Raw genomic sequence first — 11857 nt, 5'->3', positions numbered from 1 at the left:
GCTAACCGGCCAACTCAGTGGAGGCCGGTCGCGGCGCCGACCTGCGCAGCTGGCCGTGCATCACCAACAACAGGAACAGCACGCCCGGCATCAGGTGCAGACCGATCCGCCCTACTGCCGTCTGGCGAATCGCACCGATGGCAAATTCAGTCACCGTGAACAGCCACAGGAACAGCAGGAAGGCGACGCACAGCGCTGTGACCAGTGGACCGGCTGCCACCAGAAGGCCGGGGCGTTGCCACACGGCGAGAGCCACCAGGAGTATCAGATACCACAGCGACATATGCCAATTGCCCAGCACCAGAAAGCTCCTGAGAATACCGGACAAAGCGCCCGGGCGGTATCCCAGGTCAAGGCTGTGCAGCGAATGCCCCGCGACGGTAATGTCCGGCGGGAACAGCCACAGCACCAGAGGCACAGCAACCGCGATGCCGGCTATCGCCAGCAAGACGCGCCGGGCGTCGCGACGCCGCGCGACCCAGAGGCCGGGGAGCAGGGCCAGCATCCAGAAAAAACCTTCATTCTTGATGAGCAAACAGCTCAATGCAGAAAACGCCAGCAGGGGCCACTGCCACCGCTGACCGCCCACACTGCTGTTGTGCAAGGCCATGAGCGCAAGGCCGAAGGCTGTCGCGAGGAACAGGTCTGCATAGCCGGCGAGTGCGACATGGGTGTTGAGCAAGGGGAGCGTCAGCAGGAAAAAGGTGAACACCAGCGCTTCCGGGGCGGATGCTGCCGCCGCCCTGGCCTGACCGAAGAATGCCATGCCCAGGCTGCAGTAGCAGACCAGCCAGGGCAGGTTGATCAGCGCCGGATCCCAGCGCGCCAGCGCCGTGGCCAGCCAGTACTGCCAGAGCGGCACGGTCACCGGGTAATCGGGGTGGTGGTCGGTAAACACGCCCTGTCCGCCCAGCTGCAGCCACGCCTCGTTAGACACGAAGGGAACCAGGCGCTGCCATTCAAACCAGGTGCGCGCCTTGGTCGCCCAGTGCATCGTCGCATCCCAGGGAAACAGCGGGCGCCAGATGACCTCAGCGCCGAGCGACAGCAGGCGCAGGCAGAGTAACGCCAGCAACACGCCGCAGAGCAGACGGATCACCGGCAACGGGCGTGAGTGTGCCACCGGCCTGACGGTCGGAAGTGCCGTTTGCGGCCACCAGCGCAGAGCCACAAGCAACAGCGCGGCGACCCACAGTGGCGACCAGAATCCCAGCGGCAGCCCGCAGGCCGACCACAACCGCAACAGCAGGGGCCAGAACATGAGGCCAGCGAACAGCCCGTAGCCGGCCACCAGCCAGGGCCGGCCGGGCGACGCCGGTATCAGCCGCGCGACCCACTGAACGCCCACCAGCAGCGGCAGGAGCAAAGCGAGCGTCAGGCGCAGCCAGTCCACTCAGCGCACCTCGAACAGGGCAATGCCGCCCACGTCAAGCAGCACCCGCGCCTGCAAACCCGCCAGCACCAGGTCACCAGACTGCGGCTCGCGGCGCAATTCGCTTGGCTGGACCACTACCACATAGTCCCCGCCGTGCAGGGCATCCCCCGGGGGCAGCTCAGGACCATCGCGACGCCAGTACACATTCCGCGGATACAGGTAATAGGCCATACGCATCCCGGCGTAATCGCTGGCACTGGCGACGAAGAATCGGGACTCCAGCGCGGGTACCCGTGTGCGGACCTGTTCGGCAAAGGCCCAGAGCGCGGCGTCTTCGGTCAGCCCGGGGCGGCGCTCGGCCGCCACCCCGGCAAACACCGCTCGGGTTGCCTCCGCCTGTTGCAGGAGGCGCCATTGCCAGGGCAGATCCAGTACCAGCCAGCAGGCCAGCATCCACCCCAACAGAAAACGTGTGCGCCAGCGCCTGAAGCCCAGCAGCCCAACCAGCAGGAAAACCGCGCCGAGCAGCACGTTGGGGGACAGGCCGTGCCCCGTCTGCACCACTGCTGCATGAGCGTTGATGGAATACTGCTGCCAGGAACGATAGCCGGTCCAGTCGCTCCACATACCGCGCAGGCGCGACCCCAAGGAGACGGGTTGCCACACAAACGCGCTGAAGGTCAGCCGCGCCCCCGGCCGCCCCTGCACCTGCATGCGGCAGCGCGAATCTGCCAGCTCCCCGGTCCTGGGCGCGGGAAGGGGCAGCTGCAACGTGCCGCCGCTGAAGGGACCGCTCAACACCTCCCTGCGATGCTCTGCGGGCCGCGTCGACAGCCGCTGCAGCGCCACTGCGCTCAGTAGGTCACCTCGATCGACGCGCACATGCAGCAGCTGCGCTGACACCGGGCAGGCGAGGTTCAGGACACCGGTGCCCTGTGCCGACAAGTGCAGGGTGACTGTGTGACCTGTTCGGTCAGGATACTCCGCCGGTATTGCGGTGGCGGAGACCAGAGAAGCGTAAAACAAGCCTGCTGCAAGGCACAGCAGCGGCAGAAACTGCAGAGAGCGCACCCGGCGGTCGTCATCCATCTGGCGCGACCGCCGGAGGATACGCGCTAGATATGGCGCACCTCGCCTATCTCGTATTCGATATCGCCGGCCGGTGCACGGACCACGACGACATCACCCTCCTCTTTGCCGATCAACGCGCGTGCGATGGGCGAGCCAACGGATATCAGGTTGTTCTTCACGTCGGCCTCATCCTCCCCCACGATGCGGTAGGTGACCGTGGCGTCGGTATCGACATTGATCAGGTCGACCGTGACACCGAAGATCACCTTGCCCGTGCGCGCAATCGCGGTCACATCGATCACCTGGGCGTTGGCCAGTTTGCTTTCGATCTCCTGGATACGCCCTTCCGCAAAACTCTGCTGTTCGCGGGCGGCGTGATACTCCGCGTTTTCTTTCAGATCGCCGTGCTCGCGGGCCTCGGCGATGGCCGCGACAATGCGCGGCCGCTCAACACGCTTGAGGCGGTCCAGTTCTTCCCGCAGCAGACGTTCACCGCTGACGGTCATGGGAACTTTACTCATTGCACGATGCTCCTGTGCAGGTCCTGCAGCCTGCGTACCGTTTTGTCCGTCTCCAGTTTCAGGGACATGGTCATCGCTTCCGCTGCCGCCAGCGTGGTGGTGTAGAACACCCGGTGCTGCTCGGCACTGGCGCGAATCGGCGCCGAGTCGGTGGTCGCACGACGCCCTTCAGTAGTGTTGATGATCAGGTCGGCCTCATCGTTCTTGATCATGTCGACGATATGCGGCCGGCCCTCCAGCACTTTATTCACACGCCGCACCTGCAGGCCGGCGTCTTCCAGTGCCTTGGCCGTGCCACTGGTCGCTGCCAGGGTGAAGCCCAGCGCCACCAGTTCACGGGCCACCCGCACTGCGCCGGGTTTGTCGACATCGCGCACGCTCATCAGCGCCATGCCGCTGCGCGGTGGCGGCTCCCCGGCACCCAGCTGGGCCTTGGCAAAGGCGCCGGCGAAGGTGTCACCGGTACCCATCACCTCGCCGGTGGAGCGCATTTCCGGGCCAAGTATGGGATCTACACCCGGGAATTTGTTGAAGGGCAGCACCGCCTCCTTCACCGAGAAGTAGGGAGGGACGATCTCGCGGGTAAAATTCTGCGATGCCAGGCTCTGGCCTGCCATGCAGCGCGCCGCCACTTTCGCCAGTGACACACCGATGCACTTGGATACGAAAGGCACAGTACGCGATGCGCGCGGGTTCACCTCGATCACGTAGATCTCGTCGTCCTGCCAGGCCAGCTGCACGTTCATCAGCCCCTTCACACCCAGCTCCAGCGCCATCTGCCGCACCTGCTCGCGCATGGCATCCTGCACCTCCGGGGCCAGATTGTAGGGCGGGAGGGAACAGGCGGAGTCACCGGAGTGCACGCCGGCCTGCTCGATGTGCTGCATGATGGCGCCGATCACCACCTGCTCGCCATCGCTGACCGCATCGATATCCACTTCAATCGCGGCGCTGAGGAAAGAGTCCAGCAGCACCGGTGCATCGTTGGAAACCTGCACCGCATCGCGCATGTAGCGCAACAGGTCTTCCTCGCGGTAGACGATCTCCATGGCGCGACCACCCAGCACGTAGGACGGGCGCACCACCAGCGGGTAGCCGATACGCGACGCCGCTTCCAGCGCCTCTTCCACGCTGCGCACGGTGGTGTTGGCGGGCTGCCGCAGGCCGAGCTTCTGGATCATTTTCTGGAAGCGCTCGCGGTCTTCCGCGCGATCAATGGCGTCCGGCGTCGTGCCGATAATGGGCACACCGTGGGCCTCCAGGTCGCGCGCCAGCTTCAGCGGGGTCTGCCCGCCGAACTGCACAATAACGCCCTTGGGCCGCTCGAGATCGATAATCTCCAGCACATCTTCCAGCGTCACCGGCTCGAAATACAGGCGATCCGAGGTGTCGTAGTCGGTGGAGACCGTCTCCGGGTTACAGTTCACCATGATGGCTTCATAGCCATCCTCGCGCATCGCGAGTGCCGCGTGCACACAGCAGTAGTCGAATTCGATGCCCTGGCCGATGCGGTTCGGTCCGCCACCCAGCACCAGGATCTTGTCGCGATCGGAGGGCGCGGCTTCGCATTCCTCCTCGTAGGTGGAATACATGTAGGCCGTGGCGGAGGTGAATTCCGCAGCACAGGTATCCACCCGCTTATAGACCGGACGGATACCCAGCGCGTGCCGGTGCTTGCGCAGCTCGCGCTCGCTCACGCCCAGCAGCACCGCCAGGCGGGCGTCGGAGAAGCCCTTGCGCTTGAGGCGGAACATGCGCTCGCGGTCAATATCCAGCAGGGCCACGGGCTTCAGTGCGTCCTCGGTGGCGATGATGTCCTCGATCTGCACCAGGAACCAGGGGTCCACGCCGGTGTACTGATACACCTCATCGACGGTCATGCCGGCGCGAAAGGCGTCACCGATGTACCAGATGCGATCCGCTCCGGGGTTGGTCAACTCTGACACCAGCTCTTCGCGCAGGTCCGGGTTGTCCACGTCGATCCTGTGCTCAAAGCCCGCTGAACCCACTTCCAGCCCGCGCAGCGCCTTCTGCAGGGACTCCTGGAAGGTGCGCCCGATCGCCATCACCTCGCCCACCGACTTCATCTGGGTGGTCAGACGCGGATCTGCGGCGCCGAACTTCTCGAAGGCGAAGCGCGGAATCTTGGTAACCACGTAGTCGATCGCCGGCTCGAAAGAAGCCGGTGTGACGCCGCCGGTAATGTCGTTCTGCAGCTCATCCAGCGTGTAGCCAATGGCCAGCTTGGCCGCCACCTTGGCGATGGGGAAACCGGTGGCCTTGGAGGCCAGCGCCGAGGAGCGCGACACCCGGGGGTTCATCTCGATAATGACCATGCGCCCGGTTTTGGGGTCGATACCGAACTGCACGTTGGAACCGCCGGTCTCCACGCCGATTTCACGCAACACCGCCAGCGAGGCGTTGCGCATGATCTGGTATTCCTTGTCGGTCAGGGTCTGCGCCGGCGCCACCGTGATGGAGTCACCCGTGTGCACGCCCATGGCGTCGAAGTTCTCGATGGAGCAGACGATGATGCAGTTGTCGTTCTTGTCGCGCACCACCTCCATTTCATACTCTTTCCAACCGATCAGGGATTCGTCAATCAGCAGCTCCTTGGTCGGCGACAGGTCCAGGCCGCGGGTACAGATCTGCTCGAACTCGTCACGGTTGTAGGCGATACCACCGCCCGAGCCACCCATAGTGAAGGAGGGGCGGATAATGCAGGGGAAGCCGATCTGGTCCAGCACCTGGAAAGCCTCTTCCATGCTGTGGGCCAGCGCCGCGCGGGGAGTTTCGAGGCCGATGCGTTTCATGGCCAGGCCAAACAGCTGGCGGTCCTCGGCCTTGTCGATGGCTTCCTTGGTCGCACCGATCATCTCCACACCGAATTTTTCCAGCACGCCCTCGCGCGCCAGATCCAGTGCGCAGTTCAACGCGGTCTGTCCACCCATGGTGGGCAATATCGCGTCCGGGCGCTCTTCTTCGATAATCCGCGCCACGGTCTGCCAGACAATGGGCTCGATGTAGGTGGCATCCGCCATCGACGGGTCGGTCATGATGGTGGCCGGGTTGGAGTTCACCAGGATGACCCGGTAACCCTCCTCGCGCAGCGCCTTGCAGGCCTGGGCTCCGGAATAGTCAAACTCACAGGCCTGGCCGATGACGATGGGGCCTGCGCCGAGGATCAAAATGCTCTGGATGTCGGTTCTCTTGGGCATGGCGGTTCAGCGGCTCCCGGTTCTGGCGGTCATCAAGGCGATGAAATGGTCAAACAGTGGGGCGGCATCGTGCGGACCCGGGCTGGCCTCCGGGTGCCCCTGGAAGCCGAAAGCGGCCTTGTCGGTGCGGTGGATACCCTGCAAGGTGCCGTCGAACAGCGATTTGTGGGTGACCCGCAGCGTGCCCGGAAGGCCGGCCTCATCCACCGCAAACCCGTGGTTCTGGCTGGTGATCAGCACCGTGCCGTCATCGAGGTTCTGCACCGGGTGGTTCGCGCCGTGGTGCCCGTGACCCATTTTCAGGGTCCGGGCGCCGCTGGCCAGTGCCAGCAGCTGGTGTCCCAGGCAAATACCGAACACCGGTATGTCGGTCTCGAGAATGTCGCGGATGGCAGTGATGGCGTAGTCGCAGGGCTCGGGGTCGCCCGGACCGTTGGACAGGAACACCCCGTCCGGTTGCAGGGCAAGCACCTCGCTGGCCGGAGTTTGCGCCGGCACCACCGTGAGGCGGCAGCCGCGGTCGACCAGCATGCGCAGGATGTTGCGCTTGACGCCGTAGTCGTAAGCCACCACGTGCCAGGGCAGTTCCGTGTCGGGCCGTTCGCTGTAACCAGAGCCCAGTACCCAGCTGCCCTCGCGCCAGGTGTAGCGCGCGTCCACACTGACTTCCTTCGCCAGGTCCATGCCCTTGAGCCCGGCAAACCCGCGCGCCCGGGCCAGAGCCGCGGCTTCATCCACCTGTTCACCGGCCATGATGCAGCCGTTCTGTGCGCCCTTGTCGCGCAGTATGCGGGTCAGGCGCCGGGTGTCGATGTCGGCAATGCCCACAATATTGCGCCGCCGCAGGTAACTCTGCAGGTCTTCCTGATTGCGGTAATTGCTCGCCATCAGGGGCAGATCCCGAATCACCAGCCCCGCGGCCCAGATCGCGGAGGATTCCTCGTCTTCCGCGTTAGTCCCGGTGTTGCCGATGTGGGGGTAGGTCAGGGTGACAATCTGGCGCGCGTAGGAGGGATCCGTGAGGATCTCCTGGTACCCGGTCATCGCGGTGTTGAACACCACCTCACCAACGGAGGCACCATCCGCTCCAATCGCCACACCTCTGAAAACGGTGCCATCTTCAAGGGCCAAAAGGGCTGGGCTGGACAAGAACACCTCCAAGATTCAGCGGCGAACCTTTGCTGCGCGCGCTGAAAAAAAGCGAGATGGGGGACACCACATCTCGCTTTTTCTCATAGAATCAGCTCTGGTTACTCGCAGATAAAACCGATGCCAGGAGCGCGGCCCGGGCATATGAAAACTGGGGCAGAATTGTAGGGGATACCCCCGCCCCTGTCCAGCAAACACCGCGGCGATGCGCCGCCCGCCTGCCGTCGGCCGGTGCCTTACTGGCCGGCACTGCGTCGCGACCACAACATGCAGCCCAGGCTCGCGAATGCACAGGCCGCGATACAGGCAACCACGCTCAGCAGCGCCTCGGGCAGCAGGTTGCTCAGGGCGCTCGCCGCGCCGCCCAGGCCGAACTGGGTGGCACCCATCACCGCAGCCGCTGAAGCGGCACTGCGCGGGAAGGATTCCAGATAGCAGGCCTGGATGTTCGGGCTGATCGCGCCCAGCATGCCGGCGTACACCATCATGGCGGGCAGAAACGCCTGCACCGGCCCATCAAGCAACACAATCAGCAGCAGCGCAAGACCGCTGGCGGCCTGCACCCAGGTAGCCGCCACCATGATCTGACGCGGCTGCAAGCGGTTCAGGAGCACCCGATTGCCCAGGTTACAGGCAAAAATTGCCACAATGTTGCAGGCGAACAGGCCGGTGAAGGCCGCCCGGGACTGGGCAAAATGCCCGAGGTAGATATACGAGGCATAGGTGACGAATATGATCAGGCCGCCGAAGGAGGCCGTCTGCCAGAAGATGTACGGCCGCGCACTGCGGGTTTGCAGCACCCCGAGGTAGCGCGCCAGAAACCCGAGGCCATCAGCGCCCCCGGGTGGCCTGTGCGGCCCGCGAAACACCGTGGCCTGCAGCAGTGGCAACAGGAACAGGGCATAGGCGCCGAGGAACAGGAACACCAGTCCCCAATCTCCCACCTGCAGCAGCAGGGCGCCGATTGCCGGCGCAATAGCCGGTGCCACAATGGCAACCATGCCAATCATTGAAAACAGTTTGGCGGCCTGCACACCCTGCACTCGATCGCGCACCAGGGCCGGGACCGATACACCAATCCAGCCACCACCGATAGACTGCAACAGACGCCCCCAGAGCAGCGCTTCCAGCGACGCCACCTGTGCCAGCGCAAAGCTGGCCAGCGCAAATACGGCCAGTCCGGTCGCCAGCACGCGCCGGCGGCCGTAGCGGTCCGACAGGGCGCCACCGGTCAGCTGCCCCACGGCGAAGCCCATCATGTACACCGAAATGCTGAGCGACACATCGTGAATGGTGACGCCCAGTGCTGCCGCAATCAGGGGAAACGCGGGCAGGTAGGTATCAATGGCGAAAGGTCCCAGCATCATCGTGAAGCCGAGGGCGAATATCACCGGAAGCGAAATACCTGAAGCCTGGTTCATAAAGATGGTGGGGAGTCCTGATAGCGTCCGCTCTGCGGGGGGCGCATAGTGTAGCGCAGATGACGGCCCCGGCGGCGCAGTACCGGGCCCGCTGGTCTGCCGCGCCGGAAAAAACAGTTGCGCTGCACCCCGGGTTTTCTATGATGTGGCGCTCACACTGGACAACAGGACCGTTCCCGACATGACCTACAGCAGCGGAAAAACCGCCGTGATCACCGGCGCTGGCTCCGGTATCGGGCGCGCCCTGGCGCAGCAACTCAACCGCGAGGGCTGCACCCTGTTTCTGAGCGATATCGACGCCGCGGGCCTGGCAGACACCCTCGCGGGGCTGGAGCGGTCAGATGTGCCGGTACAGCAACAGTGCGTGGACGTCGCCGACAAGCAGGCAATGGACGCCTGGGCCGCCGCCATCGCTGCGCAACAGCCCGCGGTGGACATCGTGATCAACAATGCCGGCGTGGGCTACAGCGACCGAGTCGACGCCTGTGACTATGCCAACGTGCAGTGGCTGATGGGCATCAATTTCTGGGGGGTTGTCCACGGCACCATGGCCTTCCTGCCCCTGCTCAGGCGCGCGACCCAGGGCCACCTGGTCAACATTTCCTCCATATTCGGCATGATTGGTGTGCCGACGCAGTCCGCCTACAACGCCTCCAAGTTCGCCGTGCGCGGCTACACCGAGGCCCTGCGCCTGGAAATGCAGGGCAGCAACGTGCACGTGTGCTGCGTGCACCCCGGCGGCGTCGGCACCAACATTGCCCGTCGCAGCCGCGGCGGCGGTGCCGACGTCACCGAGGAGGACAAGGCCGCGATGTTCGCACAGCATGTGCGCACCAGCGCAGAGTCGGCCGCGGCGCAGATCGTCCGTGCCGTGGAAAAGCGGCAGCCGCGCCTGCTGATCGGCAACGACGCCAGGTTCATCAATCTGCTGACGCGCCTGTTTCCCGTCAGCTATCCCCGTTTTATGCCGGGCCTGGGCAAGATCGGACAGGACAGCGCTTGAGCGCATCCGGGCGGAAGGTGCCGTGACCACGGGCAGGCTCTCTGGCGGGCAGTTGACCGTGCTCATTCTGGCCCTGATGGCAACCGGCATGGGCCAATCGCTGGTGTTTGCGATACTGGCCCCATTGGGCCGCGAAGTCGCGCTCGCGGAACTGCAGATCACCTCTATTATCGCCATCTCAGCACTGGTGTTCGCCCTCGCCTCTCCACACTGGGGCCGCCTGAGTGACCGGGTAGGCCGCAAACCCATCATCATCACCGGCCTGCTGGGTTACACCGTGGGCACGCTGGTCTTTACCAGCGTGTTCTCTCTCGGACTGGCCGGTATTCTGGGCGGCACCCTGCTCTACGCCGTGGCGCTGCTGGCGCGCTGCGGGCAGTCAGTCGTGATGTCTGCCACCAACCCCGCCACAACGGCCTATGCCGCAGACAACAGCGGGCCGGAGCACCGCACGCGAACCATGGCGCGCCTGGGAACCGCCAACAGCATGGGCACTATCCTGGGCCCCGCAGTGAGTGGCGCTCTGGCGACCTTCGGCCTGCTGGCACCGCTGTATTTTGCCGCGGCGCTGGCGGCCTCAGCGGCACTGCTGGTGTGGCGACAATTGCCGAAAACGCCGCGCCGCGAACGTGTCCCGCGACACCTGCGCATACGCCTGCGCTTTACCGACCGGCGGGTGCGCCACCTGCTGGCCACCGCCGTCGGGCTGTTCGTGGGCTTTTCCGGGATCCAGCAGACACTGGGCTTCACGCTGCAGGACAAACTGGCGCTGAACGGCATCCAGACCGCACAGATGACCGGCGCAGCGCTAATGGTGTCGGCCCTGTTCACCTTCCTGGTGCAGATTACGGTGATGCAACGGGTGAAACTGGAACCGGGGCAATTCATTCGCCTGGGCCTGCTGGCGATGCTCTGCGGCGCCGCCATCCTGGCCAGTGCCGATCATTTTCCGCTGCTGGCGCTGGGTATGGCCTTCCTCGGCACCGGCCTGGGCCTGACCATGCCCTCCGTTTCCGCAGGCGCATCACTCGCGGTGTCCGCCGAGGAACAGGGTTCGGTGGCCGGGCTGGTCGCTGCCTGCCCCGCGATCGGCTTTGTTGCCGGGCCACTGTGCGCCGGCGCGCTGTACCAGATACACCCCACCCTGGCGCCGCTGTTCAGCGCCAGCGTGTTTTTCGTGGTGCTGATGCTGCTGGTGCAGCGGGAACGGCGCGGGAGTGCAGTAAACTAGCCGAGATCGACAGGCAGGAACGCATCACCCAGCACAGTCTTGCCATCCAGGCTGCGCACCGCAAGGCCCTGCCCCAGCACCCACTGCCGACTGTAGGCCGTGCGCCCCACATGGGTGCCCGAGCACAGCGAAAGCGCCGCTTCCGCCATCATCTCCACAGGCTCCGCCCAGTCGGGGAACTGGCGGGCGATATCGCGTACATACTCGGCGCCCGGCGTCAGCACAATGCTCTCCGGTGCCAGCGTGTTGACGTAGATATTCTCCGGCGCGAGCTCGTGCGCCAGCCCCTCACTGTAGCGGTTCAGCGCCGCCTTGCTGGCCCCGTAGGCGGCTATCACCAGCGCACTTTCGCGGGTATGGCGGTAGGGCACCACGGGCTGCTGCACCGTGGCACTGCTGATGCTCAGGATCCAACCCCGCCCACGCTCGCGCATGCCTGGCAGGGCCTGGGCTGCCAGCTCCACGGGCACATTGACGTTCAGGTCGAACATCTGGTTGCGCTGCTCGGTGTTCACCCGGCTGGGCATGTCGGCGCGCTGCATGGCGGCATTGTTCACCAGAATATCGATCGGCCCGAAATGTGTGGCGGCACGCTGCACCAGATCTGCCCGGGCCTCTGTGTCAAGCAGGCTGCAGACCTCCGCCGCCGCGCGTCCGCCCGCGGCGTTGATCTCCGCCACGGCCTCCTCCAGGGTGCCGGGCAGATTGCCGTGTGCGCCCAGGCGTGATGCCACCAGGACCACCGCCGCGCCCTCCGCCGCAAAGCGGGTTGCTATGGCTCGTCCGATACCGCGACTGGCACCGGTAATCAGCGCCGTCTTGCCTTTAAGTTGTCCCATCACAGGCTCCTTTGTGTTGTTATCGATTA

Annotated in this window: 9 protein-coding genes; 2 read left to right on the top strand and 7 right to left on the bottom strand. The window is 64.8% G+C overall.

Annotation, left to right across the window (positions count from 1 at the left end):
- Position 1: 1 nt before the first annotated feature.
- From R3E49_RS13430 to R3E49_RS13405, 6 genes are all read right to left on the bottom strand, one after another.
- A complete protein-coding gene (locus R3E49_RS13430; protein WP_371295511.1) occupies positions 2 to 1393 on the bottom strand; it encodes a hypothetical protein in 1392 nt (463 codons plus the stop codon).
- The gene (locus tag R3E49_RS13425; RefSeq protein ID WP_371295510.1) at positions 1394 to 2464 is read right to left on the bottom strand and encodes a hypothetical protein; all 1071 of its coding nucleotides are present in this window, start codon (positions 2462 to 2464) and stop codon (positions 1394 to 1396) included. It lies immediately after the preceding gene.
- Between the two features lie 26 nt (positions 2465 to 2490).
- Positions 2491 to 2967, bottom strand: coding sequence for a transcription elongation factor GreA (gene greA / locus R3E49_RS13420; RefSeq protein ID WP_371295509.1), 477 nt, complete (start codon positions 2965 to 2967; stop codon positions 2491 to 2493).
- The gene (carB, locus tag R3E49_RS13415) at positions 2964 to 6185 is read right to left on the bottom strand and encodes a carbamoyl-phosphate synthase large subunit (protein WP_371295508.1); all 3222 of its coding nucleotides are present in this window, start codon (positions 6183 to 6185) and stop codon (positions 2964 to 2966) included. The genes greA and carB overlap by 4 nt, the downstream gene beginning before the upstream one ends.
- A 6-nt stretch (positions 6186 to 6191) precedes the next feature.
- Entirely contained in the window at positions 6192 to 7334 is a 1143-nt protein-coding gene (gene carA, locus R3E49_RS13410; protein WP_371295506.1) for a glutamine-hydrolyzing carbamoyl-phosphate synthase small subunit, read from the bottom strand.
- A 236-nt stretch (positions 7335 to 7570) separates the two neighbouring features.
- Positions 7571 to 8755, bottom strand: a complete 1185-nt coding sequence (locus R3E49_RS13405; RefSeq protein ID WP_290737871.1) for a Bcr/CflA family efflux MFS transporter — start codon at positions 8753 to 8755, stop codon at positions 7571 to 7573.
- A 181-nt stretch (positions 8756 to 8936) separates the two neighbouring features.
- On the opposite strand from R3E49_RS13405, the gene R3E49_RS13400 reads away from it, so the two are divergent.
- Together R3E49_RS13400 and R3E49_RS13395 are read left to right on the top strand one after the other, a co-directional pair.
- Positions 8937 to 9758, top strand: coding sequence for an SDR family NAD(P)-dependent oxidoreductase (locus R3E49_RS13400; protein WP_371295505.1), 822 nt, complete (start codon positions 8937 to 8939; stop codon positions 9756 to 9758).
- 22 nt (positions 9759 to 9780) lie between these two features.
- A complete protein-coding gene (locus tag R3E49_RS13395) occupies positions 9781 to 10989 on the top strand; it encodes an MFS transporter (protein WP_371295504.1) in 1209 nt (402 codons plus the stop codon).
- Here the strand turns inward: R3E49_RS13395 and R3E49_RS13390 are convergent.
- Positions 10986 to 11828 (bottom strand): SDR family NAD(P)-dependent oxidoreductase, encoded by an 843-nt coding sequence (locus tag R3E49_RS13390; protein ID WP_371295503.1) that lies wholly within the window; start codon positions 11826 to 11828, stop codon positions 10986 to 10988. The genes R3E49_RS13395 and R3E49_RS13390 overlap by 4 nt on opposite strands.
- Between the last annotated feature and the right edge of the window lie 29 nt (positions 11829 to 11857).

Source organism: Haliea sp., assembly GCF_041395985.1.
In the GTDB taxonomy this organism is placed as follows: domain Bacteria; phylum Pseudomonadota; class Gammaproteobacteria; order Pseudomonadales; family Halieaceae; genus Haliea.
Note: the sequence above shows the minus strand (reverse complement) of the source record. Positions and strands in the feature narration are given on the sequence as shown.

Coding starts and splice junctions, on each gene's coding strand:
- R3E49_RS13425 (WP_371295510.1), bottom strand. CDS start 2,464: ATGGATGACGACCGCCGGGTGCGCTCTCTGCAGTTTCTGCCGCTGCTG.
- greA (WP_371295509.1), bottom strand. CDS start 2,967: ATGAGTAAAGTTCCCATGACCGTCAGCGGTGAACGTCTGCTGCGGGAA.
- carB (WP_371295508.1), bottom strand. CDS start 6,185: ATGCCCAAGAGAACCGACATCCAGAGCATTTTGATCCTCGGCGCAGGC.
- R3E49_RS13405 (WP_290737871.1), bottom strand. CDS start 8,755: ATGAACCAGGCTTCAGGTATTTCGCTTCCGGTGATATTCGCCCTCGGC.
- R3E49_RS13400 (WP_371295505.1), top strand. CDS start 8,937: ATGACCTACAGCAGCGGAAAAACCGCCGTGATCACCGGCGCTGGCTCC.
- R3E49_RS13390 (WP_371295503.1), bottom strand. CDS start 11,828: ATGGGACAACTTAAAGGCAAGACGGCGCTGATTACCGGTGCCAGTCGC.